Origin of the sequence: Rhodococcus sp. UNC23MFCrub1.1, from assembly GCF_000686025.1 — a bacterium.
Lineage (GTDB): Bacteria > Actinomycetota > Actinomycetes > Mycobacteriales > Mycobacteriaceae > Rhodococcoides.
In genome coordinates this window covers 111,683-134,197 of sequence record NZ_JMLQ01000004.1, presented here as the reverse complement: position 1 = coordinate 134,197, position 22,515 = coordinate 111,683, and the positions used below count along the sequence as shown (strand labels likewise).

Below are 22,515 nucleotides of genomic sequence, written 5' to 3'. Positions count from 1 at the left end.
TTGCTTCATCAATCTTCGGGGTGGGTCACTCCGACGGCGGTTCGGGGGGGAACAGTGCTCAGTCGTCCGTCGATCGCGCCCGATCCCGGTAGTCCCGACGTGGCCGGTGATGTCAGCCTCCCGTCCATCGCAGCACCGTCGGCGGACCGCGACACGTCCACTCGTCCGACGTTCGCCGCCGACCACCGCGAGCTCGGCGATCGCGCCCTCGCCGCCGCCGCGGGCATGGGCGACCGACGCGCGTTCGAGGAAATCGTGCGCCGACTCGGACCGGACATGCTTCGCTACGCAACCCACCTCCTGTCCGACCGAGGCGCTGCCGAGGACATCGTCCAGGACGCGTTGGTCGACGCCTGGCGCGGACTGCGCCACTTCCGTTCCGACTCGTCGCTGCGCACCTGGTTGTTCAGCGTCGTCTCCCACAAGGTGACGGATCATCGGCGGCGCCGCAGCATCGCGCCCGTCGAGGACTGGGTGTTCGAGAGGCCGAGCCAGGACCCGAGGGACGACCCGTCGCGCACCGTGTCCGACGCCGACTTCCTGTCCGCGTTGGACGATGCCCTCGCTGAGCTACCGTATCGCCAGCGGGCCTGCTGGTTGCTCCGTGAGGTCGAGGGCATGAAGCACACCGAGATCGGCACGGTCATGGCCCTCTCCCCCGGTGCCGTCCGCGGCCACCTCACGCGTGCACGCGCCACACTCGAGACACGATTGGAGACGTGGAGATGACGTCGGGTCAGCCTGATTCGACACCGCCGCAGACGGATTCGACGCTCCGTCGAGCCGCGAGCGTGCTGCGCGATGCGCCCGTCCACGGGTGGGTGGACATCAGTGCCGCCGCCCTCTCACGCGTGCGAGCCGTCGGGGTCCGGACGTGGCCCCTCGACGCCCGCTACCCCGACAAGGGCGTCGTCGAGGGCGTCGTCGAGGGAGTGGACGTCGACGCGGACACCCTTCGGGTCAGTGACGTCGTCGTACGTATCGCCGTCCGCAGCGCCGTCGCCGAGGTGGCGGGCACAGAGCCCGCCGACATCTCGCTCTACACCGAGGGTCACCGGTGCACGGGCGGTCTGGTGACGGTGATCGCCGCCTACGGCACGGATCTCCAGGAGGCCGGCGATCTCGTCGCGAGCCGGGCAGCTGCCGCTCTGACGGATGTCCTCGGACTTCCCTACAGCGCCGACGACATCGGCGTCGTGATCGCGGAGATCGACGCCCCCGACCAGGCGACGCCGTCTACTTCACCATCGTGAACTGGCGGACGTCGATCAGCTCACGCCGGAAGAAGTCGGCGCAGCCGGGCAGGTACCGCATGTAGGTCTGGTACATCGCCTCGCCGGCGATGGCGACGGCTTCGTCCTTCCTCTCCTCCATCGCGGCCGACCACAGATCGAGCGTTCGAGCGTAGTGCTGTTGCAGCGATTGGACCTTCTCCACGCGGAAGCCGGCTCGCTCGCCCTTCTCGATCACCACCTGCGGGATCGGGAGCTCGCCGCCGGGAAAGATCTCGCGGCCGATGAAGTCGGCGAAGTCCATGTCCGCCCGCGTCACGCGCGACTTCTGCCGGAACATGTCGCGGCCGAGTTGCACGATGGTGTGCAGCATCATCCGGCCGTCCCCGGGCAGGATCGAGTAAGCGCGGGCGAAGAAGTCGTCGTAGCGGGGGGAGGTGAAGTGCTCGAAGGCGCCGATGCTGACGATGCGATCGACCGGCTCGTCGAACTCCTCCCACCCCTGCAGCCGCACCTCGGTGGTGCGTCCCGTGTCGAGCCCGTTCAGCATCGCCGACACGTGCTCGTACTGGTTCCTGCTCAGGGTCAGACCGACGACGTTCACGTCGTACTTCTCCACCGCTCGCCGAAGCGTCGCGCCCCACCCGCAGCCGACATCGAGCAGACGCATGCCTGGACGGAGGTCGCACTTGGACAGCGACAGGTCGATCTTCGCGAGCTGCGCTTCCTCGAGTGTCATGTCCTTGCGCTCGAAGTACGCACAGCTGTAGGTCTGCGTCGGATCGAGGAAGAGCCTGAAGAACTCGTCCGAGAGGTCGTAGTGAGCTTGGACGTCGTCGTAGAACGGCTGAAGATCGGACACTGAGTTCCTCCACGGGTCACCGGACAACCGAGCCCCACCCGACGGTGGTGCTGCGGCGCCCGTGTTCCCGCGATCGTCGCGTCGAAACACGCCGTCAGATCCTCGATCAGGGAGTTTCGGTCGGTCCGACCGCGGTACCCGTGCCCGACCGCGTCACCGAACACCAGAGGTGACCGAAACCCGATGTGCTTGTTCCTCGCCGGCTCCTCACATCGGTGTGCCCGGCGCGGCCAGCAGGTCGCGGCACGCCCGCGCACATCGCCGACATGCGTCCGCACACGCGGCGCAGTGTTCGTGCATCCCCGCATGCCGGGCGCACTCGTCGGCACAGTCGTCGCACGCGGACGCACAGGCGATCAGCGCGGCGCGTGCCGTCTCGGACCGGGCACCGCTCCGCGTGATGATCCGGGCGGTCGCGGCACACAGGTCGGCGCAGTCCTGATCGAGTCGAATGCACGACCTGAGTCGCGCGACGGAATCCTCGGCGAGGCAGGCGTCGGCACAGACGGTGCACGCCGTCGAACAGTCGAGACACGCCTCCACACAGGCCGCCACCAGTGCACGATCACCATCGAGGGGATGGGTGGCCAGTAGGTCCGTCACGGTCGTCATCGCTGCTCCTTCGTCGCACGGATCGCGTCGGTGTCGGCTACCCGCGGACCGTCGGCGGAAACGGCGCGTACGCCGCGGACGGAGCGCGAACCGTCGAGGAATCGCGATCAGGAGATACGGCGACGACGAACCGCCGTCACGACCGCGCTGACGACGAGGATCAGACCGAGAAACTGGAGTCCCGGTGAATCGTCGGCGCCGCCGAGAACGATCGCCGCCAGACCGAGCACCCCGAGCAGCGCGACGACGAACCATCCGTTCATGGTCGACACGCTACTCGGCCGTCCGGTTCATGACGTTTGTCATCGCTCGACCGTGACGGTGTCATCTCGACCGATGCATCCTGGCACTGCCGGTCCTGCCGCACGATCCGAAGAATTGTTCTCATGAAGCAACCAGACGAAGGAAACCTCTTCACCGACCTCATGGAGATCGGACCCGCGCCGACCCCGGCCCGCGAACTGGTGGTGGCCGTCATCTCGGTGGCTCTCATCGCGGTGCTCATCGCGATCGTCGGAGTCTCGGTGCCGACCGTGGCAGCGGCTGCCGTCGTCGCCGTGTTCCTCGCCGTCCGCGTCGCCGTCGGGCGTCGGCACTGGGGGCGAGCGTCATGACCGTCATCGAGGTGTCGGGAATGACCCGCCGCTACGGCTCCGGCAAGACTGCGTACGACGCGGTCCGCAACCTCGACCTCGACATCGCGGAGGGCGAACTGTTCGGACTGCTCGGCACCAACGGCGCCGGCAAGACGTCGACTCTGGAAGTCATCCAGGGTCTGTCGCGTCCCAGCGAGGGCACGGTCCGCATTCTGGGACTCGACCCCGTCGCGGATCGGAGAAAGGTCCGGCCCGCCCTGGGCATCATGCTGCAGAAGGGTGGACTACCGCAGGACCTGACCGCGGCCGAGAGCCTGCGGATGTGGGCCGGCACGTGCAGCGATCCACTGCCTGTCGACGACGTCCTGGCGCGCGTCGATCTCGAAGCCCGTGCGGACACCCGAGTGAAGTTCCTGTCGGGCGGCGAGCAGCGTCGTCTCGATCTCGCCTGCGCGATCATCAGCCGACCGCGAGTCCTGTTCCTGGACGAACCGACCACCGGACTCGATCCCGAGAGTCGGCGCAACACGTGGCAGCTCATTCAGGAGCTCAAGAACTCCGGGGTGACCATCATGCTCACCACGCACTATCTCGACGAGGCGGAATCGCTGTGCGATCGGTTGGCGATCATGCACCGCGGCAGCGTCGTTCGCAGCGGAACGGTCGACGACGTGGTCGCCGGTCACCCGGCGCGCATCGAGCTGAAGGACCCGCGGACCGCACTGCCGCAACTCCCGGGAGCCGACGTCGACCGGGAGGGCGACACGGTGTCGATCACGACGAACTCGGTACAGGAGACGCTGACCGAGCTGCTCGTGTGGGCCCGCGACAGCGGCGTCACCCTGCACGGTCTCGACGCGCGAGCCGCGTCCCTCGAAACCGTGTTCCTCTCCATCGCAGACACATTCGACGACCCCGAGGTGATCACGGCATGAGTACGATGACCGCACTGTCCCGAGCGGAATTCACGCTCCTCGGACGCAACCGCGTCCTTCTCTTCAACGCTCTGGTCATGCCCCTCGTCCTGCCGATCGTCCTTCTGGTCGTCGCGGGTCGAGACGGTGGGCTCACCGACGCCGGCGTGTCGGCCGCGCTGGAGATCTTCGCCCTGTTCCTGCTGGTGTTCCTGGTCTACTACAACCTCCTGTCGGTCTACGCGACGCGTCGAGACGAGTTGGTGCTCAAACGTCTCCGCACCGGGGAGAGCACGGACGCACAGATCCTCCTCGGACCCGCGGTGCCGTCGTTCCTCCTGACCCTCCTCCTCGGAGTGATCGTCGGCGTGGTCGTGGTGGTCCTCGGCGGCGGCACTCCCGTCAACGTCCTGCTCATCGCGGCGGCACTGGTCGGTGGTGCGGCGCTCTTCGCCGCACTGGCCCTCATCACGTCCGCCTTCACCCGCAACGCGGAAGCAGCACAGATCACCAGCCTGCCCGTCATCCTGCTGGCCATGCTCGGATCGTCACTCCTACGCGACGTGGTACCCGAGTCCCTCGCCGACGTGGTGGCTCTGACACCGATGGCCGCGGTCAGCGATCTCCTGAACCTCGGGTGGTTCGGCACCACCTCGGTGGGTGATGCCGCCGGTGGCGCCGACTCGGTGGGCTTCGCGTCGACGTTCGCGGAGGCTGGTCAGCCGGCTCTCGTCATGCTCGCCTGGATCGCGGGCAGCGTCCTGATCGCCCGGACCCACTTCCGCTGGGAACCGCGCTCCTGACGTCCCGCCACCGACCGTCAGATCTGCAAGGCTGGAGACCATGAGACTGCGCGATCATCTCGACCCGACACTCGGATGGCGGGGCAGCAGCGACGTCGAGAAGGTCCGCACCTACACCCGGCAGTCCTTCCAGTTCATCGTCGTCGCGGTCGCGGTGGCCTCGATGGCGGCCTCGGCGCAGGCGAGTGACGCGATCTCCACCGCCGCCGCGCTGGTGTGCGTGGTGTCTGCACTCGTTGTGCTGCACCGTATTCCCGCACTCGGTGGCGCTTCGAGTGCGGACGTCCGGGCACCGTTGTGCGTACAGATCGCAGCGGCCGCCGTGCTCGTCGTGGTGGGCGCCGCACCGAACCTCCTGTGGGTGGCCATCCTGGTGACGACACCGATCGCGGCACTGGTGGACCTGCGCTGGTCTCTCGGCGCCGCGGTGGTCGCCCCGGTGGTCGCCGCCGCATCGGGCTCGACCGCCCTCGAGATCACACTCCTGGCCTTCTGCATCGTCGCCATGGCCACCACGGTGCGCCTGTCGATGTGGTTGCTGCGCATCGTCACCGAGCTGGCCACCACCCGCGACGCCGCCGCCGCCCTGTCGGTCGCCGAGGAACGACTGCGCTTCTCCCGGGACCTGCACGACGTCGTCGGTCGCGCGCTGTCCGCCATCGCGGTCAAGAGCGAGCTCGCCGCCGCGCTGGCTCGGCGAGGAGACGACCGAGCTGCCGCGCAGATGGACGAGGTACGTGTGCTCGCCCGGGAGTCGATGACCGACGCTCGGGAGCTGGTGCGCGGCTACCGTTCCGTCGACGTCGCGGCGGAACTCCGCGGCGCCCAGTCCCTGTTGTCCGCCGCCGGTATCCGGACCGAGCTGACGGGGACGGTCGCCGACATCCCCGGCGCAGTAGCCGAACAGGCCGCGTGGGTGGTGCGGGAAGGCGTCACGAACATCCTGCGCCACTCGCGTGCCACCTACTGCCGTATCGAGTTCGGTGACGACCGGCTCCGCATCGTCAACGACCGGCCGACGTCGCCGGAACGTGCGGGCGACGGCACCGGTCTCGCCGGTCTCCGTGAGCGTCTGGCTGCGGTCGGAGGTTCCCTCACCGTCGAGGCCGGAGCCGACACCTTCACCCTCGCTGTCGAATTCGCACCGACGACGACATCCCCCACGAAGGGCACATCATGATCCGGGTACTGCTGGCAGACGACGAGAACCTCATCCGGGTGGCCCTGGGCACGATGCTCGATCTGGAGGACGACATCGAGGTCGTGGGACATGCGGACTCGGGCGAGGCGGCGGTGACCGAGGCCGCGCGGACCACCCCCGACGTCGCGGTGCTCGACCTGCAGCTCGGCGGGATCGACGGTATCGAGACGGCCCAACGCATCGCCGCGCTGCTTCCCGACTGCCGGTCGATCATCGTCACCAGCCACGGTCGGCCCGGATACCTCAAGAAGGCGCTCTCTGCCGGCGTCGGCGGATTCCTCCCGAAGACCACGTCCGCGGCGACCCTCGCCGAGGTGGTGCGAACGGTGGTGAGCGGCGGACGCTACGTCGATCCGAGTCTGGCGGCCGAGGCCATCGGCGCGGGCGATTCGCCGCTGACACCGCGCGAGTCGGACGTGCTCGAATTCGCCGCGGACGGAGCCACGATCGCCGAGATCGCCCAGCGCGCACATCTCTCACCGGGAACGGCACGCAACTATCTCTCGGCCGCCGCGGCCAAACTCGGCGCCGCCAATCGCCACGAGGCATGCGCGATCGCCCGGCGCCACGGGTGGATCTAGACCCGATCAGTGATGCGGAGGCTCGCCGGTCACGGTGTGATCGGCGAAGTTGAGACCCTCTCGCACCAGCCGGGCCAGGTGGCCGTCGGCGAGTCGGTAGATGACGTTGCGGCCGCTGCGTTCGGTCTCGACCATGCCGACGAAGCGCAGCTTCGCCAGATGCTGACTCACCGCGGTGCGGGACGCGCCGGTCTCCTCCGTGAGCGCCGTGACGTCGGCGGGGCCGTGGCTCAACGTCCAGAGCAGGTGCAGCCGAGTGGGATCGGACAGCATGCGGAACGTGTCGCCGGCGGCCTCGAGACGCGCGCGGTCCGGGCGGTCGGCGTGGTCGAGACTCGCGTGAGCCCGCTTCTCGTCCGATGCCGTCATGATCGCCGCTTCCGTCTACTCGGTCGGTGGCGCGCCCACCGTCGATGCCGGAGTCCAGAGCCGACCGGCACCCAGCGCGGCAAGTGTAGCGAGGACGGCGATGATCGACGCGGCGACGACCTGACTCACCTCGGCGCCCACCCAGCCCGCCACCGGATAGGTGAGCAGGAAGCACGCATGAGACAGCGAGAACTGCGCCGTGAAGAGCTCGTCCCGGTCACCGTCGTCGGATTCTCGGGTGATCACGCGAGCAGACGGGGTGGAAATCATCGACGTTCCAGCGCCCACCACGGCCCAGACGACGGCGAGTGACGCCCAGCCCGCGGCACCGTTCGGACGGAGGGCGGCGAGCGCGACAGCACCCGTCGTCCCGAGAGAGACGACCACACCACCGGCGAGCATCAGCCGACGGTCGTCGACGACTGTGAGAATGCGGGGAACTGCGAACGCCACCATCATCGACCCGCCGCCGAAGACGCCGAGAGCCACGGCCAGGGCGCTGGCCGGCCCACCCACGATGTCGCGCACGTAGACGACGCTGTTGACGATCACCAACGCCGTTCCGGCCGCGACGACGAGGTTCAGTGCGAGCAGCCCCCGAAGCGACGGACGGCCACCGAAGCGGCGCACTCCGGCCACGAGTCGGTCACCGAACGACCGAGCCCCGTCCAGGGCGGACCGGGGCTCTCTGTCCGGAATTCGGGTGTTCACCACGAGGACGGCCGACAGCGCGAAACCTACTGCTGTGCCGACGAACAGCGAGTGATACGACACGACGGTGAGCAGCGCCGCGGCGAGCATCGGACTCACCAGCGACTCGAGGTCGTAGGCGAGCCGGGACAGCGAGAGCGCGCGGGTGTACTGATCGTCGCGGGAGATCACCGCAGGAACGACGGCCTGGAAGGTCGGCGTGAAGGTGGCCGAGGCCGCCTGCAGGACGAACACGAGGACGTACACCTGCCACACCTGCGTCACGAACGGCAGCAGTAACGCGATCAGGAGCCGTACGACGTCTGCGGACACCAGCACGGTCGTGCGTGGCAGACGACCGGTGAGCACGGACATGACCGGAGCCACCCCGACGTAGGCGACCATCTTGACGGCCAGCGCCGTGCCGAGGACAGCGCCGGCGGAACTACCGGCGATGTCGTAGGCAAGAAGTCCCAGCGCCACGGTGAGCAGACCGGTGCCGACCAGTGCCACCACCTGCGCGGTGAAGAGCCTGCGAAACGCCGGGACCGCGAGAACGGACTCGGATCGAACCTGCAGAACGGCCATGCCGACGACCATACCCATGTGTGCGCACGTGCGCACACATGGGTATTCGGTGGCCTCTAGGCTGGTCCGATGTTCTTCCTCTTCGGATACGGCACGAAACGGTCCTCGCTCGGCGCCGGCAGCACCCGGACGTGCCCCCGCTGCCACAACACCACCCAGTGGGAGCGGATGCGGCAGTACACGCAGCTCAGCGTCTTCTTCATCCCCGTCGCACGCTGGAAGCGGCGCGTGCTCGAGGTGTGCGGAATCTGCGGGACCGCGACCGAGGTGTGAGTCACGCCCGGTGGCGGGCGAACAGATCCGCCGCGGCGGCGTCGAACTCGGCGGCGTCGAGCCCGCTCGCCAGCGCGCGCCGCACCAGTTCGGCGTGCGTCTCCCCCGCCAGACCGCTGATCGGCTGGTCGAGGTCCAGGTTCGACGGGAACGCGTAGCCTTCAGCCGACGCCGCGATCACGTTGGCGACGTCCCGCTCACGACCCTGCGCCGCCCAGTCCATCAGCGTCGGATACAGGGCGGACACGATCGCCTGCCGGTCGACGCTGTCGAGCGCGCGGCCGAACGGCGAGGAGATCTGCAGCAGGTTCGCCATCCTGAAGATGTCGGTCGACGTGTTGTGCCCTGCCGCGTGGAACAGCGCCGGATTGAAGAACACGGCGTCGCCCTCCCGAAGCGGAAGCTGAACGTGGTTGTCGGCGAAGTACTCCCGGAACTCGGGGAGGTTGAAGGCGATGTAGCCGGCCTCGAACTTCTGTGAGTGCGGCAGATACATCGTCGGGCCGCTCTCGATCGGCATGTCGCAGTGCGCCACCGCTCCCTGCAGTGTCAGCGCCGGTGACAGGCGGTGGATGTGCGCCCGGAACGCCGCGGCCGTGTCGGTCGACATGAACCCGAGGTGGTAGTCACGATGCGGATTCTGGGCGGCGCCACCGGGATTGACGACGTTGATGGCGGACGTGACCTGATACATCGGCCCGAGCCACGCCTCCGCCACCAGCGCCAGGAGATCGTTGGCGTAGTACCGAGCGAACTGCTCGGGCTCGGCGACCGCCAACTTCTGCAGGGCCGACCAGATGCGATCGTTCGCTCCCGGCTTCGCGAAGTGGTCACCGTTGCTCACACCGCTCTCGCGCTGGCCACGAATGACGTCCCGGTACGTGCGGGTGGTCTCCGCGACCGCGTGGTCGGCCGTGAAGGCACCGCGGAACACCACGATGCCGGGGCCGTTCAGGAGTGCATTCGCCAGTTCGTCCTGGATGTCGGCACGCACCTGGTCGTCGGTCGCTCGCCGCGCGAGCTCCGGTCCGTCGTACACGAGCACGTTCTGCACCACGTCGGACGCGTGGGGGTGGTCGGCGAGCTGGGTGCTCTCGGACACCAGTGCCCGGAACTCCTCGATGTCGCAGTCGGCCGCGCGGAGGCGATCCGCGCGGTGCGAGTGGCTGCTGATGTTGCTGGTCATACCTGCTCCTCGGTCCCGATGGCCGTTGTCGTCATGGTCGAGCCTGCCGGGCGCGGACACCTCGAGACAAGGCTTCGAACCCTCAGTTTCCCCTCGAGACGGGACCCGCCCGAGCGGTCAGGGCATGTTGAACGGGGTGACGATGCGGATGGGTGACGAGGATCCGCGGACCGCGGTCGAGGCATCGCGCGCGTGCAGCACCATCCGACACGCACGCTGAGCGTCCGCGCGCATGTCGTGCTCGAGCACCGCGCTGATCTGTCGGCGATACAGCAGGTCCCGGTTGTCCGCATCGAGGTCGTGCGCGACGAACACCCGGCAGGGTCGATCCAGCGTCCGGAAGGCCCGCACGATGGCCGAGTTCCCGCCGCCACACGAGTAGACGGCGGAGATGGTGGGGTGCCGATCGAGGGCGTCGAGAACCAGCGACTCCACGCGATCGTCGAGCCCGTCGTTCTCCGCGATCTCGACGACCGTCCGCACAGGTCCGGGTAGTCGTCGCAGCGCGGTGCGAAAGCCCATCTCCCGCTCCTCCTCGCCGTGGAACGCGTTGCTGCTCAGCGTGATCAGGACGTCACCCGGGTGATCGGCCATCATCGTGGTGATCAGATACGCGGCCGTCTCCCCCGCTGCACGATTGTCCATTCCCACGTACCCGGACCGTCGGCTCCCCGGAATGTCGGTCACGTAGGTCACCACGGGAATCCCGGCGGCCACGAGGCGATCGACCGCGGCGGCGACGTCCGGTACGGCAGGCGCCTTCAGAATGACGCCCTGAGATCCGCTGCCCGACAGCCTGTTCAGCCGCGCGACCACCGCCTCGGCGGTGGCGCTCTCCTGCAGATGAAACCGTGCGCGCACCGTGGCGGGTTCGAGACTCGGCAGTTCGGCCTCGACCGCACGCTTGAAGGTCTTCGAGAAACGATCGGGCGCAGACATGACGACGTCGAGCATGTACTTGCGTCCACTGAACCGCAGTTGTTCTCGTTGGCCGTCGAGATCGGCGATCGCCCGCGCCACCATCTCCCGTGTCGACGGGCGGACACCGGGTCGATCGTTGAGCACACGGTCGACCGTGGCCTCGCTCAACTCCGCTTGTTGCGCGATCTCTCTGACCCGGTAACGATGCGCCACTGCTGCTCCTGAGGTGACGACGGCACTGCGCCGCGCGACTGCCCGATCAGCGACACGCTATCAAGTCCGACGTGGTCCTCAGTGCTGTCGGGGCCGTCGGTCGGGAGTGCCCGGGCCGAGCGGAATCTCCTCGAAACGGTCGAGCAACGCCGCCGCCTCGCACTCTCGCGCCGTCGACCGGGCCGCACGAACGTCGACCGCGTCGACGGGCTCGCCGCGGGACACCGCGATGCGAGCGGCGAGGAGCACACTCTCGGCCTCCCACATCCGATAGCCGCGAGCGGCGTGCGCGGCGCGGGCACGCCGGACGTGAGCGTGCGCGTCGTCCCACCGTCCGAGTGCCGCGCAGAGGTCGGCGAGATGGTGGTGAACGACTCCGAGGACACCGGGAGTCAGCAGGACGGTGTGATCGGCGTAGGGAGCCAGCAGTGCGAGCGCGTCCTCGCACACCGCGGTGGATGCCGTCGCCGCGGCCGCGCGCGCCGCCAGGACGACGGTGATGAGCCACAAGGTGTCGACGGAGAGCGCCGCCAGTCTGCCGTTCTCGAACCACTGCACGAGGGATCGGGCGCCGTCCGTGTCGCCGCTGTCCACGGCGGACAACGCGAAGGCTGCTCGATAGGCGGGGAGAGCCTCGAAGAGTGGCTCCATGTCCCGCTTCATCGCCGCGAACTCGCCGAGCCCGTCTCGGAACATCCCGAGCAGGAAGACGGCATTCATCTCCCGGCCCCACGTGTGCCGCCCCATCGGCGCCGGCGGCGGGCGGCGAACGTCGCCCTCGAGAACCTCTGCGGCACGGCGCAACTCACCCGTCGCGACGAGAAGTCCGACCCGCATGCACTGCACCGTCCAGAGTGCCTCCTCGTCCAGCGCGAGCCGCGTGGCCGACACGGCGTCGAGAGCCGCGGCGGCCTCGCGCGGCTCGCCGGACTCGATGTGCGCCCGCGCCATGGTGACGGCGAGCGACGGATCGAGGTGCCCCGGTCCGAGGTCCACCAGTCGCACCAGCTCGGCGAGCGCCTCGGCCCGCTGCTGCCGGAAGCGAGGCAGCCGCAGGCCGGTGAGAACGGCGCGCAGAGCGTGGGCGAGGGCGTCGTCGTCTCCTGCACCGCGCGCCATGTCGGCCGCGCGCGCGAGGTCTGCAGCACGACCCGACCATCCGGTCGAGGTCCATGCCAGTTCCTCCACCATCTGGGTCAGGAGCTCGGAGGCAGCTCCGGAAGCACCGCGACCCGCCCTCTCGAGAGCATCGAGCCCTGTCCGCAGGTGCTCCGTCCGCCTCGGGTCGGGTTCGTAGAGCTGGAACAGGGCGATGCCGTCGATGACGTCCGCGGTGAGCGCGTCCAGCAGCAGATCGAGATCGCCCAGTCGGCGCGCCATCTCGGCGGCGTCCAGCAGGGTCGCGCCGTAGCCGCGGTCCAGAGCACGCCGCTGCGAACGCCCCTGCCGGATGAACAGTTCGCATCGTGCGCGGGTGTCGCCCCCGGGAACGCTGCGCTCGGACGCCCTCCGAAAGAACTCGGCGGCGTCCTCGTACGCCGCGACGGCGTATGACCTCTCGCCCGCACGACGTAGATACTCCGCTGCCGCCGACCGGTCGGCGTCGAGCGCGCGTTCGAGGTGACCTGCGGTCCTGGCGAGCTCGTCGACGGTGGACGTGGCCCCCGAGCCGATGAGTGCGGCCGCGACGGCAGAATGCGCCGCCGCGCGATCGGCCCCGGACAGCGTGGCGTCGACGACGTCGACGATCAGCGCGTGGCGTAGGTGCAGGACGTCCTGCGCTCGTTCCTCGATCACCAGACCGGCGGCGGCCAGTTCGTCGAGCGCCCGAGCGAAGGAACGGTCGTCGAGGGTGGCGAGCGCGGTGCGCACGACGACGCGCGTGGCGCTGACTCCCGCGACGGCACACAGCGTCACGATCTCCCGCGCGGTCGGAGTCAAGCGGTGCAGGACCCACAGCACGGCGTCCGCCAGGGACGCCGGTGACGGTCCGTCCGGCTCGCGCCGATGCGCGTCGAACACGGCCTCGAGGAAGATCGGTGATCCGGATGTCCAGCCGTGCAACCAGATCGGGTCCAAGGTGCTGCCGCACCGGCGCGTCCAGTCCTGCACGTCCTCGACGGTGAGGGCCGGGATCGACACCGTGTGTACCGAGGACGGCGGCAGGGCCGACCGCAGGTCCGCCGCAGGACCGTCGAGCTGCGCTCCGCGCATCGTCACGACCACACAGAGGCGATGGCGCCCCGCCGCGTGTACCAGGAATCGCAGCACGGAGAGCGTGGCCTGCGACGCCCACTGCAGATCGTCGATCGCGAACACCGTCACCCGACGACGGGTGGGACCGGTCAACCACCGTTCCATCGCCGACGAGAGCATCGCGCGATGATCCGCGTCGGGTCCCTCGGCCGACCACCGATCCGTGTCGACCCACCCGGTCGTCAGCATCTCGCGGACGGCGGAGGCGGCGGGAGCATCGTCGTTCCGGTCGTTCTCGCGCCCGAGTGCGTCGATGAACGGTTCGAACGGGACGACCGTGTCCATGCTGCACCGCCCGTAGAGCACGTCGGCGCCGGCGGAGTCGGCACGGTTCAGCGCCGCGGTCACCACCGTCGACTTGCCGACGCCGGCGTCACCGGAGACGACGACGAGCTGACCGGCCCCACCCGCCGCCGCCTCGACGGCCGACGCGATGACGTCGAGTTCCCTGGTACGTCCCACGAGCAAGGGCGAATCGCCCGGAGGAGTGGCCCCGACGCGGTCCACCTCCGCTCGTCGAGCCGGGACGACGACCATCTGCGACGACGACGGTGTCGTCACCTCGATCGCGTCGGGATCTCGGAGCAACTCGACGAACACTCGCTGGGTCTCCGCGGACATCTCCACGCCGAGTTCGGTGGCCAGCACGGTGCGGCACCGCTCGGCGACACCGAGGGCGCGAGCGCGGTTTCCCAGGGCGTCGTGCGCACGCATGGCGACCCGGTAGGCGGCCTCGCAGAAAGGGTCCGAGTCGAGCAGCTCCTGCGCCCGGGCCAGCGCGTGCTCGTGGCGACCGAGTTCGAGCGAGGCGGCGGCGTCCACCTCCAGTGCACGAAGACGGATGCGGCCGAACACGGTGCGAACCTCGTCGGCCCAGGTTCCGTGCAGGCCGTCCAGAGGTGGAGCGTCGAGCAGGCCGAGCAACTCACCGGCGCGATCGGCACGCGCATCCGCCGAGTGGTGATCGGGATCCAGGTGCCGACGCGCCAGGTCCAGATCCACGATCACCGCGGGGCCGAGCGTCAGTGTCACCGCTCCTGATCGACTGGACACGGTGGTGCCCGCCAGCGCTGCACTCGTCGCCAGCAGCTCGCGGACCTTGGACAGGACGCTCCGAACGGCCGACGACCAGGTGGTGGGTTGATCGGTCGACCAGATCACTGAGGCGAGCTCGCCGTACACCACACCGCGTCCGTGATTCATCGCCAGATACGAGAACACCGTCGCACACCGAGGTCCGCCGAAGGCCCGGACGTCGACGACGCCCGCGTCGCTCTCCACCCGCGGCGATCCGATGAGCCGGATCACGGCACGAGAAGGAAGCGACACAGTTGTAAGTTATCCCGGGTCGGCGGGAACCCTACGTCTGATGGCGCCTCCAGAACAGATGGTGCACGATACCGCTCGCGCTGGGAACGACCTCGTGCTCGAAGCGATCGTTCAGATCGTCCGCGGACTCCCACAGCGCCAGGCCCGGTCCGAGATCGACGGGTGCGACCGCGACGTGCAGCGTGTCGACGAGGTCGGCGTCGAGGAACTCCCGGACCGTGGTGACACCGCCACCGATCCGGACGTCTCGACCGTTCGCCGCAGCCTTCGCCTGCGTCAGGACATCGGACGGGCCGGCATCGACGAAATGGAACGTGGTGTCGGACAGGGTGAGGGACGGCCGCACATAATGCGTCATCACGAAGACCGGCGTGTGGAACGGCGGCTCGTCACCCCACCATCCCTGCCATTCGTGATCGGCCCACGGTCCGCGTTGTGGGCCGAACTTGTTGCGCCCCATGATCTCGGCACCGATGTTGTTGGCGAAGTCCCGAGCGAAGTAGTCGTCGAGGCCGCGCGTACCGCCGGATCCGGGGCGTCCCGGCATGCTCGCGGTGCCGAGATACCACGACATGAGCTCACGATGGTCCAGGCCGAACGGGTTCTCGAGGCTCTGCTCGACGCCGGCGGCCACCCCGTCGCGGGACACGGTGAAGTTCTGCACTCTCGACAACTGCGTCATGTCTGCTCCCGACTCGAGGAAGGTGGTCGGTGATCAGACTCGCACGGCGTCACGGCCGGTCATCGCGGACTCGACGAGATTGCTCTTGTCGAGCGGCGTCTCTGCGCGCACCGCGTCGGACCATGCGGTCGTCGTGGCCACCGCCGCGAAGTTCGAGTGCAGCAGCGTCATGAGCGTCGTGTGCACGACCTTCGCGGACGCGGTTCCCGCCGCGTTGGAGAGGTCGATCGCACCGGACGCGTCCGACAGGATCTCTGCCGCGAAGCCGAGACCTTCGGCCTCGACGGCAGTCGCGAGGTCACAGTTGTTGGTCATGAAGCCGACGATCGTGATCGTGTCGACGTCTCGGGCCCGAAGCTGTTCGGCCACGTCCGTTCCCGCGAAGACGCTGCCGTACTGCTTCTGCACGCGTGTGACGCCCGCAGGCAGCGCCGACTCGATGTCCTGGTGCAGGGCGTAGCCGTCGGTGCCCGGGGCGAAGACCGGTGCACCGACGGGCATGCTGTGCTGTACCGCGATGACGGGAATTCCTGCGTTGACGGCCGTTTCGATGGCCGACACGATGTTGGTGAGCGACTCGGCGCGAGGCGGGTAGGCGATCTCGAGGGGCCCCGAGAAGTACTCCTGCTGCACATCGACGACGATCAGTGCCCGGCGTGGTGTCATGTCTCCTCTTTCCTGACGGTGTGTCACGTGGTCTGCCCGACCGGGCCGACCCACCACCTCAGTGTTCTCCCGCCTTCGGTCGCAGAACAGTGGCACGTATGCACGCTTACGATGGATTCGAGCCAACTCGAGTTCTGTATCGGAGGAGTCACCCGTGCGTATCGCGATCTACGCGTTCGACGACGTCACCATGTTCCACCTCGCCGCCCCGCTCATGGTGTTCGGCGAGGTGCAGCGGCTGGGTCTGGCATCCGACTGGGAGACGACGCTGTGGTCGGACTCGCCCGGCAGCATCAGGACCTCCGAGGGATACGTGCTCGGTGACGTGGTGGGTCCAGATGTCACCACCACGGCCGACATCGTGATCGTGCCGTCCTGGCACACGTCGCTCCCGCGTCTCGGCGACACCGTCGGACACGCTGTCCGCGAGGCACACTCGCGCGGCGCCGTGATCATCGGCCTGTGTCTGGGCGCCTTCGCCGTGGCCGATGCGGGCCTCCTGGAAGGACGCTCCGTCGTGACGCACTGGGCTGCACTCGCCGACCTCGCGGAGCGCAGCGACGGCAGCACCGTGGACCCGTCCGTTCTCTACATCGATCACGGCGACGTCGTCACCTCGGCAGGAACCGTCTCCTCGATCGACGCGTGTCTGCACCTCGTCCGAAAACATCTGGGCGCCGCCGCCGCCACTCGGGTCGCGCGGCAGCTGGTGATCGCACCGCACCGCGAGGGTGGGCAGGCGCAGTACATCGAACGGCCTCTCGGCGAACCTGCCGCCGACACGACCATCGCCGATGTCCAGGAGTGGATCCTCGGCCATCTCGACGCGGAGATGTCGATCGACCGCCTGGCCGATCATGCGCGCATGAGCCGCCGCAGCTTCGTTCGTCACTTTGCGCGCTCGACGGGCGCGACGCCCGCGCGGTGGGTTCTCGAACGTCGGCTCGACGAGAGCCGGCGGCTGCTCGAGACGACGGACTGGTCCATCGACGCCGTGGCGTCCGCGTGCGGATTCGGTAGCCCGGTGACGTTTCGTCAACGCTTCGCCGTCTCCTTCTCGACCACGCCGTCGGAGTACCGCCGCCACTTCACCTCACGCGATCGGGCGCACCTCCCGGCCTGACCGGAAGGTCCGATCGGGCCGGAAGGATGGTGGACTGCGTCGACCTCGAGGGTGTGGTGGCGGTCATCTGCTGGTGGCTGCGCCACACCCCGACCGCGGTGACTCGCAGCAGACGTCGCCCCTCCATGCATTTCTGCCCTCACGCACCGCAAGAACCGAGATGACAAGAGCAGCAACGGGATCGGCCCACGACCATCCGAGAGTCGCATGCAGCGCCAGCCCGACGAGGACGACGGCCGACAGGTACGTGCACAGAAGGGTCTGCTTCGAATCGGCCACCGCCGTGGCAGAACCGAGTTCGCGACCGGCTCGTCGCTGGGCCCACGACAGCATCGGCATGACCACGACGCTCACCGCCGTGACCACGATTCCGACCGTCGACGGTTCGGGGTCACGCGAACCCAGCAACGATGCCACCGCGTCGACCGCGACATAGGCCGCGAGCGCGAAGAAGGAGAAGGCGATGACCCTGAGCGTGATCGCCTCGCGCGCACGGGGGTCGCGCGCCGAGAACTGCCATGCCACCGCCGCGGCCGAGGACACCTCGATGACGGAGTCCAACCCGAACCCGATGAGCGCGGTCGACGAGACCCGGACACCCTCTGTGACGGCCACAGCGGCTTCCACGATGTTGTAGGCGATGGTGGCCGCGACGAGCCACCGGACGCGTCGAGTCACCACCTGCCGTCGCGACAGCGTGTCGGCGTTCGTGTCCATCAGCAACACCCGTCCTCGGCGCTGGCGGCGCACAGCGAGGGGTCCACTGCGAGAACCACGGTCATCAATTCTCCCAGCGCCGCGCCGACGGTGGCGTCCGCCAATTCGTACCGTGATCGCCGTCCGTCCGGCACCGCGACGACGAGACCGCAGCCACGAAGGCAGGCGAGGTGGTTGGACAGCTTCTGTCGACTCACCTCGAGTTCGTCCGCCAACTCAGCGGGATACCGGGGTCCGTCACGAAGCGCGAGCAACACGCGTGTCCGAGTCTCGTCGGACAGAGCCTGGCCGAAACGAGCCAGTGCGGCCACCGGGGTGAGAACGTCCATGGCGACACAGTACAGCTGATTCTGAATTCATGGATTGCTGATCAGTGATTCCCTCGCTTAGTGTCGACGCATGACCGACTGGGCGAACAGCCCCGCCGCACAGTGGTGGGACAGACACCAGATCGGCCTGTATCTCGCGGCACTGGCCGTCGGAGCCATTGTGGGGCTGACCTTCCCGCAGAGAGCCCCGACCTTCGAACACGCCATCGATCCGGTACTCGTCGCCCTGCTCTACGCGACGTTCCTGGCAGTCCCGTTCGCGGAGATCGGTCGATCCCTCCGCGATGTCCGCTTCCTCGCAGCCGTCGGGGTCCTCAACTTCGTGGTGGTCCCGGTGGTCGTCCTCGCCCTCACGCGGGTCGTCGCGGACGAGAGGGCGGTACTCGTGGGCATCGTGCTCGTCCTGCTGGCTCCGTGTATCGACTATGTCATCGTGTTCAGTGGGCTCGCGGGTGCCGCGTCGACGCGGCTTCTCGCTGCCGCTCCCTTGCTGATGCTGCTGCAGGTCGCCTTGCTTCCCCTCTGGCTGTGGGTGTTCGCCGGATCCGAGACGGTGGCCGTCATCGACGTGGCACCGTTCGTGGAGGCCTTCATCCTGCTCATCGTCGTCCCTCTGACGGTGGCCGCACTGACGCAAGCACTCGCCCGACGGCATCGGGTCGGCCTGCAGCTGATGGACGTGATGGCCGCCGCGATGGTGCCCCTCATGATGGCGACGCTCGCGGTGGTCGTCGCGTCGCAGATCGATTCGGTCCGAGGCGAGTTCGACCGACTCATCGTCGCGGCCCTCGTCTTCGTCGCGTTTCTCGTGGTCATGGCGCCGACTGGCATCGGCGTGGGTCGGGTGTTCGGTCAGGACGTGCCGTCGACACGGGCACTCGTCTTCTCGGGTGCGACTCGTAACTCTCTCGTCGTTCTCCCCCTTGCCCTCGCCCTTCCGCCGGCACTCGACCTCGCTGCCGTCGTGGTGGTGACACAGACACTGGTCGAGCTGCTCGGCATGGTGGTCTACGTGCGACTGGTTCCGAGGCTCGTACCCGCCGCGCGAACCTGATGCCGTGTGTGATGGTGGACGTATGACAGATCGCCCGTGGTTCGAACGACCTGCTGTGGAGAAAGCGGGCACGACGTTCTTCCTGGTGTTCTTCGCCGCGCTCGTCCTCCCCGACGCGGTCTCCGAGCTCGTCTCGGCGCCGTCGTGGTGGCATGTCGCGAAAGCAGCAGCGTGCGTCGTCCTCGTCGCCTACGCCGGTACGGCTCTCGTCAGGGCGTGGTTCCTCGGTGGCAGCGCCCGGTCGACGAGGCGAACGCCTGCCCTCGATCCAGCCGAGGTTCCGCGTGCTGACGTCGATACTGCCGTGGCGTCGGCGCCGTCCAGAGTGATGGCAGTGAAAGCACTGAGGGAGACGCCCCCCGGGCTGGGCTACGCGAGGCATCGCTGTTGGTGGACGCCGCGCGGCGTCCGCCCACAGACGGGCCATGAGGAGCCGCCGTACGAACCGATCGGTACGTTGAGGAGATCCGCCACGTGAGGAGAAGCAGATGACCGTGATCCCGGCCGTCGCGCTCGTCGTCATCGGCAGCACTCTTGCTGCAGTGGGTGCCAAGGTCACGGCTCGGGAGAACCCGCGAGTCGTTCTGTCGCTCACACATGAGAACACCGCGACTCGGATCACGACGAGAATTCGCCTGCTTCGCGCGTTCGGCGTCTTCGCGCTGATGCTCGGCAGCTTCTACCTCGGACCGGCGTTGTGGCCACACTCGTTCGCGGGACCCATCGCGCTGAGCGCGGCAGTGCTGACGATCGGCTACTTTCTTCCCCACGTCGTCATCACACGCCGCCACAATTCGGCCGTCGAGGGTCGGGTGACCTCGTGATCGCGGCAGCACTCGTCCTCGTCGTCGCTGCGGCGGTGCGCATCTGGACCGATTTCCAGGTGTCCGCCGTGAATGTCGGCCACACGTCCTCGCCCTCTACGTTCCGTAGCGTGGTCATCACCACCACTCACAATCGTCATCACGCAACGCGCGCAACCGGACCCTGACGGTCGCGGTCACAGCGCGGTGGGGTCCCGGACCGGCCAGCCGATCTCCGTCACCAGTTCACCCTCGAAGACGACGCCTCGCGGATAGCGCTCACGCACGGGTCCTTCTCGTCTGATGCCGTGCTCTGCGACATGGGTGCCGAGCGCAGAGTACGTCTCGTCGATCCGGGCGTCCGGACCGTCGTGCAGCGCCACGGCGAAGTGGCCTCCGGCAACCGTCACCACGTCGAGAGCGCACCGAGCGGCACGCGCCGCGTCGACGGGGTACCACAATGATGCGGAGCCCGTCTCGTCCGCGAACAGTTCCTTGTCGAAGTCGGCCCCGAGCGGCCCGACAGCCTCGATCCCAGCACTACTCAGGCGCTCGATCAGGGTGTGGTGCGCGGTATTCCACCAGTCCGCGACGCCGGACAGCGTCACGGTGCCGCTGACGGCCACGGCGACGATCGGGGGGTCGGTCCGCATCTCGATCGACGGCGACGTCGTCGACTCGTTCACCAGTGCACGGAGAGACGACACCGCGTCGTGCGTCCGCCGCAATTCCGACTCCAGGCGATCGAGGTGCTGCGTGAGCACACTGCGCCGAACACTGTCGTTCTCGGCGGTGACGTAGGACCGCACATCAGGAAGCGGCATGTCGAGGTCGCGCAGTCGCTTGATCACTTGTGCACTCGCGACCTGGGAGACGTCGTAATAGCGGTACCCGCTCGACGGATCGACGTCGACCGGTTCCAGGAGGCCAGCATCGTGATAGAGCCGCAACGCTTTTCGCGTCAGTCTCGTCATCGTCGAGAACTCGCCGATGGTCACCCGCGCCGCCACGGACCCAGTCTCTCATCCACCGATGGTCAACCGTGCGATCACGCCGTCGGCGAGCTCGAATCGGTAGACGAGGTCGGCCACCCCACCGGGGAAGTTCCCGGCGATACGAACCGAGACTCGATGATTCCTCGCATCGACGAGCTCGGACCCCGTCACAGTCGTGGTGTAGGTGTAGCGGCCGGCCACGGTCTCACGCCACGCGCGGATCTCGTCGCGGCCCCGATAGGTGTGGCCTTCGTCCGTCACAGTTCCGTCCGGAGCAAAGCAGGTCGTGAGTGAGTCGCTGTCGTCGCGGTCGGCGGCGTCGAGGTAGCGGAGAACGACGTCGGGAGCATCTGTGGTGGTCATGCGTCGAGAATCAGCCCTGCCCCGAGGTGAAGGTCAAGTGGTGGCCGGACCACACACACTCCCGGGTGCCTCACAGCTGGCGTGCAGGCCGCTCCCCGGAACCTCACGAAGTATCGACTCCACACCGAAACGCACACCGCGACAACCGAGGAGCCACCGCAATGAGCACCGTTCCGGAACCCACCCCCACACCCGACGGGCCCACCTACGCCGGGCGCCCACTCCCCCGGCCCGACGATGACGTCGTCGATCAGGGAGTTGGTTTCGACATCGCCACTCTCGTCACACGCCGCAGAGTCCTCAGCGTCGTCGGCGCCGGAGCCGGAGCACTGGCCCTGGCCGCGTGCTCGGGGTCGTCCGACACCGCGAGCACCACGACCGCCACCGCTGTCGCCACCGCCGCAGTCGCCACGAACGAGATCCCCGATGAGACCAACGGCCCCTACCCGGCCGACGGAAGCAACGGCGTCAACGTCCTCGAGGAATCGGGAATCGTCCGCGCCGACGTCACCTCGAGCCTGGACGGCGGCACCGTCGCCGCCGGAGTCCCGTTGTCGATGACCTTCACCGTCACCGACCTCGCGAACGACAACAACCCCTTCACCGGCGCCGCCGTCTACCTGTGGCACTGCGACGCAGCCGGCAAGTACTCGATGTACTCCGACGGCATCGAGGACGAAACATATCTGCGCGGCGTCCAGGTCGCCGATGCCGCCGGCGTCGTGACATTCACGACCATCGTCCCGGCCTGCTACTCCGGCCGCTGGACGCACATCCACTTCGAGGTCTACCCGGACGTCGCCTCCGCCACCACCGCCGACAACGCGATAGCCACCTCCCAGGTCGCCTTCCCCCGGGACATGCTCGACGCCGTCTACCAGCTGGACACCTACGCCGGGTCGACCGAGAACCTCGCGCAGATCGGCAGTCTCGACAACGACAACGTGTTCGGCGACGGACACAGCCTCGAGATGGGCACCTTCACCGGCGACCCCACCTCCGGCTACGTCGGATCACTGGCCGTCGCCGTCGACACCACCACCGAACCCGCCGCCGGCGCAGCACCCGCAGGGGGCGGGCCCGGCGGCGGCGGACAACCTCCCATGGGCGGCGGGACCCCTCCCGCCGCACCGTCCAACTGACCACTCACACAGAAG

The 22,515-nt window shown here is 68.1% G+C and carries 27 protein-coding genes; 13 read left to right on the top strand and 14 right to left on the bottom strand.

Translation table 11 applies throughout. The annotated features are described in order from the left end of the window. Positions 1 to 54: 54 nt before the first annotated feature. Entirely contained in the window at positions 55 to 729 is a 675-nt protein-coding gene (locus BR07_RS0111560) for an RNA polymerase sigma factor (protein ID WP_231476307.1), read from the top strand. After that, complete coding sequence (locus BR07_RS24260; protein ID WP_051613308.1) at positions 720 to 1,253, top strand: hypothetical protein; 534 nt, start codon at positions 720 to 722, stop codon at positions 1,251 to 1,253. Before BR07_RS0111560 ends, BR07_RS24260 begins: the two co-directional genes overlap by 10 nt. Here the strand turns inward: BR07_RS24260 and BR07_RS0111550 are convergent. The 3 genes from BR07_RS0111550 to BR07_RS27350 form a co-directional block, all read right to left on the bottom strand. Next, positions 1,237 to 2,094, bottom strand: coding sequence for a cyclopropane mycolic acid synthase family methyltransferase (locus tag BR07_RS0111550; protein WP_027505584.1), 858 nt, complete (start codon positions 2,092 to 2,094; stop codon positions 1,237 to 1,239). The two genes, BR07_RS24260 and BR07_RS0111550, sit on opposite strands and share 17 nt — an antisense overlap. A gap of 207 nt (positions 2,095 to 2,301) precedes the next feature. Then, positions 2,302 to 2,706 carry a four-helix bundle copper-binding protein gene (locus BR07_RS0111545; protein WP_027505583.1) on the bottom strand — a complete coding sequence of 135 codons (405 nt, stop codon included), beginning with the start codon at positions 2,704 to 2,706 and terminating at the stop codon, positions 2,302 to 2,304. Positions 2,707 to 2,813: 107 nt separating this feature from the next. Beyond that, a complete protein-coding gene (locus BR07_RS27350) occupies positions 2,814 to 2,969 on the bottom strand; it encodes a hypothetical protein (RefSeq protein WP_197027779.1) in 156 nt (51 codons plus the stop codon). A gap of 123 nt (positions 2,970 to 3,092) precedes the next feature. Here BR07_RS27350 and BR07_RS0111535 point away from each other — a divergent pair, with 123 nt between their 5' ends. From BR07_RS0111535 to BR07_RS0111515, 5 genes are read left to right on the top strand one after another with little or no spacing between them, the layout of a single operon-like run. Then, complete coding sequence (locus BR07_RS0111535) at positions 3,093 to 3,320, top strand: hypothetical protein (RefSeq protein WP_027505582.1); 228 nt, start codon at positions 3,093 to 3,095, stop codon at positions 3,318 to 3,320. Next, on the top strand, positions 3,317 to 4,237 hold the full coding sequence (locus tag BR07_RS0111530; RefSeq protein ID WP_027505581.1) for an ABC transporter ATP-binding protein: 921 nt from the start codon (positions 3,317 to 3,319) through the stop codon (positions 4,235 to 4,237). The genes BR07_RS0111535 and BR07_RS0111530 overlap by 4 nt, the downstream gene beginning before the upstream one ends. Next, entirely contained in the window at positions 4,234 to 5,019 is a 786-nt protein-coding gene (locus BR07_RS0111525; RefSeq protein ID WP_027505580.1) for an ABC transporter permease, read from the top strand. The genes BR07_RS0111530 and BR07_RS0111525 overlap by 4 nt, the downstream gene beginning before the upstream one ends. A 40-nt stretch (positions 5,020 to 5,059) precedes the next feature. After that, positions 5,060 to 6,199 carry a sensor histidine kinase gene (locus BR07_RS24255; RefSeq protein ID WP_037185698.1) on the top strand — a complete coding sequence of 380 codons (1,140 nt, stop codon included), beginning with the start codon at positions 5,060 to 5,062 and terminating at the stop codon, positions 6,197 to 6,199. Then, positions 6,196 to 6,801 carry a response regulator transcription factor gene (locus tag BR07_RS0111515; protein ID WP_027505579.1) on the top strand — a complete coding sequence of 202 codons (606 nt, stop codon included), beginning with the start codon at positions 6,196 to 6,198 and terminating at the stop codon, positions 6,799 to 6,801. Before BR07_RS24255 ends, BR07_RS0111515 begins: the two co-directional genes overlap by 4 nt. Positions 6,802 to 6,807: 6 nt before the next feature. Here BR07_RS0111515 and BR07_RS0111510 read toward each other — a convergent pair whose 3' ends face one another. Together BR07_RS0111510 and BR07_RS0111505 are read right to left on the bottom strand one after the other, a co-directional pair. After that, on the bottom strand, positions 6,808 to 7,170 hold the full coding sequence (locus BR07_RS0111510) for an ArsR/SmtB family transcription factor (protein WP_027505578.1): 363 nt from the start codon (positions 7,168 to 7,170) through the stop codon (positions 6,808 to 6,810). 15 nt (positions 7,171 to 7,185) lie between these two features. Then, positions 7,186 to 8,448 (bottom strand): MFS transporter, encoded by a 1,263-nt coding sequence (locus BR07_RS0111505; RefSeq protein WP_027505577.1) that lies wholly within the window; start codon positions 8,446 to 8,448, stop codon positions 7,186 to 7,188. 69 nt (positions 8,449 to 8,517) lie between these two features. Here BR07_RS0111505 and BR07_RS0111500 point away from each other — a divergent pair, with 69 nt between their 5' ends. Then, positions 8,518 to 8,721, top strand: coding sequence for a zinc-ribbon domain-containing protein (locus BR07_RS0111500; RefSeq protein WP_027505576.1), 204 nt, complete (start codon positions 8,518 to 8,520; stop codon positions 8,719 to 8,721). A 1-nt stretch (position 8,722) separates the two neighbouring features. Here the strand turns inward: BR07_RS0111500 and BR07_RS0111495 are convergent, their stop codons facing one another. The 5 genes from BR07_RS0111495 to BR07_RS0111475 all read right to left on the bottom strand — a co-directional run bounded on the left by BR07_RS0111495 (position 8,723) and on the right by BR07_RS0111475 (position 15,974). Further along, positions 8,723 to 9,907: a phytanoyl-CoA dioxygenase family protein gene (locus tag BR07_RS0111495; RefSeq protein ID WP_027505575.1), complete on the bottom strand. Its 1,185-nt coding sequence runs from the start codon at positions 9,905 to 9,907 to the stop codon at positions 8,723 to 8,725. 117 nt (positions 9,908 to 10,024) lie between these two features. Next, a complete protein-coding gene (locus BR07_RS0111490) occupies positions 10,025 to 11,041 on the bottom strand; it encodes a LacI family DNA-binding transcriptional regulator (RefSeq protein WP_027505574.1) in 1,017 nt (338 codons plus the stop codon). 78 nt (positions 11,042 to 11,119) lie between these two features. Beyond that, positions 11,120 to 14,626, bottom strand: a complete 3,507-nt coding sequence (locus tag BR07_RS0111485) for an AAA family ATPase (protein ID WP_155957014.1) — start codon at positions 14,624 to 14,626, stop codon at positions 11,120 to 11,122. Between the two features lie 31 nt (positions 14,627 to 14,657). Next, positions 14,658 to 15,308 (bottom strand): dihydrofolate reductase family protein, encoded by a 651-nt coding sequence (locus tag BR07_RS0111480; RefSeq protein WP_027505572.1) that lies wholly within the window; start codon positions 15,306 to 15,308, stop codon positions 14,658 to 14,660. Between the two features lie 33 nt (positions 15,309 to 15,341). After that, the gene (locus tag BR07_RS0111475; protein ID WP_027505571.1) at positions 15,342 to 15,974 is read right to left on the bottom strand and encodes an isochorismatase family protein; all 633 of its coding nucleotides are present in this window, start codon (positions 15,972 to 15,974) and stop codon (positions 15,342 to 15,344) included. 154 nt (positions 15,975 to 16,128) lie between these two features. Here BR07_RS0111475 and BR07_RS0111470 point away from each other — a divergent pair, with 154 nt between their 5' ends. After that, positions 16,129 to 17,097 (top strand): GlxA family transcriptional regulator, encoded by a 969-nt coding sequence (locus BR07_RS0111470; protein WP_037185697.1) that lies wholly within the window; start codon positions 16,129 to 16,131, stop codon positions 17,095 to 17,097. Between the two features lie 63 nt (positions 17,098 to 17,160). Here the strand turns inward: BR07_RS0111470 and BR07_RS0111465 are convergent, their stop codons facing one another. Continuing rightward, entirely contained in the window at positions 17,161 to 17,814 is a 654-nt protein-coding gene (locus BR07_RS0111465; protein WP_037185696.1) for a cation transporter, read from the bottom strand. Then, positions 17,814 to 18,143, bottom strand: a complete 330-nt coding sequence (locus tag BR07_RS0111460; protein ID WP_027505568.1) for an ArsR/SmtB family transcription factor — start codon at positions 18,141 to 18,143, stop codon at positions 17,814 to 17,816. The genes BR07_RS0111465 and BR07_RS0111460 overlap by 1 nt, the downstream gene beginning before the upstream one ends. Positions 18,144 to 18,213: 70 nt before the next feature. On the opposite strand from BR07_RS0111460, the gene BR07_RS0111455 reads away from it, so the two are divergent. The 3 genes from BR07_RS0111455 to BR07_RS0111445 are packed head-to-tail and all read left to right on the top strand — an operon-like array spanning position 18,214 to position 20,021. After that, positions 18,214 to 19,197: an arsenic resistance protein gene (locus BR07_RS0111455; protein ID WP_027505567.1), complete on the top strand. Its 984-nt coding sequence runs from the start codon at positions 18,214 to 18,216 to the stop codon at positions 19,195 to 19,197. Positions 19,198 to 19,219: 22 nt separating this feature from the next. Continuing rightward, complete coding sequence (locus BR07_RS0111450) at positions 19,220 to 19,675, top strand: hypothetical protein (protein ID WP_155957013.1); 456 nt, start codon at positions 19,220 to 19,222, stop codon at positions 19,673 to 19,675. 10 nt (positions 19,676 to 19,685) lie between these two features. After that, positions 19,686 to 20,021, top strand: coding sequence for a hypothetical protein (locus BR07_RS0111445; RefSeq protein WP_027505565.1), 336 nt, complete (start codon positions 19,686 to 19,688; stop codon positions 20,019 to 20,021). 176 nt (positions 20,022 to 20,197) lie between these two features. Here BR07_RS0111445 and BR07_RS0111435 read toward each other — a convergent pair whose 3' ends face one another. Both BR07_RS0111435 and BR07_RS0111430 read right to left on the bottom strand, forming a co-directional pair. Further along, positions 20,198 to 21,010 (bottom strand): MerR family transcriptional regulator, encoded by an 813-nt coding sequence (locus BR07_RS0111435; RefSeq protein ID WP_027505564.1) that lies wholly within the window; start codon positions 21,008 to 21,010, stop codon positions 20,198 to 20,200. Positions 21,011 to 21,022: 12 nt separating this feature from the next. Then, entirely contained in the window at positions 21,023 to 21,358 is a 336-nt protein-coding gene (locus BR07_RS0111430; protein ID WP_027505563.1) for a nuclear transport factor 2 family protein, read from the bottom strand. A 161-nt stretch (positions 21,359 to 21,519) separates the two neighbouring features. Here BR07_RS0111430 and BR07_RS0111425 point away from each other — a divergent pair, with 161 nt between their 5' ends. Next, complete coding sequence (locus BR07_RS0111425) at positions 21,520 to 22,500, top strand: intradiol ring-cleavage dioxygenase (RefSeq protein WP_027505562.1); 981 nt, start codon at positions 21,520 to 21,522, stop codon at positions 22,498 to 22,500. Positions 22,501 to 22,515: the final 15 nt, after the last annotated feature.

Excerpts from the sequence above, each read along its gene's own strand:
- BR07_RS0111545 (WP_027505583.1), bottom strand. The coding sequence starts at position 2,706 with ATGACGACCGTGACGGACCTACTGGCCACCCATCCCCTCGATGGTGAT.
- BR07_RS27350 (WP_197027779.1), bottom strand. The coding sequence starts at position 2,969 with ATGAACGGATGGTTCGTCGTCGCGCTGCTCGGGGTGCTCGGTCTGGCG.
- BR07_RS0111535 (WP_027505582.1), top strand. The coding sequence starts at position 3,093 with ATGAAGCAACCAGACGAAGGAAACCTCTTCACCGACCTCATGGAGATC.
- BR07_RS0111530 (WP_027505581.1), top strand. The coding sequence starts at position 3,317 with ATGACCGTCATCGAGGTGTCGGGAATGACCCGCCGCTACGGCTCCGGC.
- BR07_RS0111525 (WP_027505580.1), top strand. The coding sequence starts at position 4,234 with ATGAGTACGATGACCGCACTGTCCCGAGCGGAATTCACGCTCCTCGGA.
- BR07_RS24255 (WP_037185698.1), top strand. The coding sequence starts at position 5,060 with ATGAGACTGCGCGATCATCTCGACCCGACACTCGGATGGCGGGGCAGC.
- BR07_RS0111515 (WP_027505579.1), top strand. The coding sequence starts at position 6,196 with ATGATCCGGGTACTGCTGGCAGACGACGAGAACCTCATCCGGGTGGCC.
- BR07_RS0111510 (WP_027505578.1), bottom strand. The coding sequence starts at position 7,170 with ATGACGGCATCGGACGAGAAGCGGGCTCACGCGAGTCTCGACCACGCC.
- BR07_RS0111505 (WP_027505577.1), bottom strand. The coding sequence starts at position 8,448 with ATGGCCGTTCTGCAGGTTCGATCCGAGTCCGTTCTCGCGGTCCCGGCG.
- BR07_RS0111500 (WP_027505576.1), top strand. The coding sequence starts at position 8,518 with ATGTTCTTCCTCTTCGGATACGGCACGAAACGGTCCTCGCTCGGCGCC.
- BR07_RS0111495 (WP_027505575.1), bottom strand. The coding sequence starts at position 9,907 with ATGACCAGCAACATCAGCAGCCACTCGCACCGCGCGGATCGCCTCCGC.
- BR07_RS0111480 (WP_027505572.1), bottom strand. The coding sequence starts at position 15,308 with ATGACGCAGTTGTCGAGAGTGCAGAACTTCACCGTGTCCCGCGACGGG.
- BR07_RS0111475 (WP_027505571.1), bottom strand. The coding sequence starts at position 15,974 with ATGACACCACGCCGGGCACTGATCGTCGTCGATGTGCAGCAGGAGTAC.
- BR07_RS0111465 (WP_037185696.1), bottom strand. The coding sequence starts at position 17,814 with ATGGACACGAACGCCGACACGCTGTCGCGACGGCAGGTGGTGACTCGA.
- BR07_RS0111460 (WP_027505568.1), bottom strand. The coding sequence starts at position 18,143 with ATGGACGTTCTCACCCCGGTGGCCGCACTGGCTCGTTTCGGCCAGGCT.
- BR07_RS0111455 (WP_027505567.1), top strand. The coding sequence starts at position 18,214 with ATGACCGACTGGGCGAACAGCCCCGCCGCACAGTGGTGGGACAGACAC.
- BR07_RS0111450 (WP_155957013.1), top strand. The coding sequence starts at position 19,220 with ATGACAGATCGCCCGTGGTTCGAACGACCTGCTGTGGAGAAAGCGGGC.
- BR07_RS0111445 (WP_027505565.1), top strand. The coding sequence starts at position 19,686 with ATGACCGTGATCCCGGCCGTCGCGCTCGTCGTCATCGGCAGCACTCTT.
- BR07_RS0111430 (WP_027505563.1), bottom strand. The coding sequence starts at position 21,358 with ATGACCACCACAGATGCTCCCGACGTCGTTCTCCGCTACCTCGACGCC.
- BR07_RS0111425 (WP_027505562.1), top strand. The coding sequence starts at position 21,520 with ATGAGCACCGTTCCGGAACCCACCCCCACACCCGACGGGCCCACCTAC.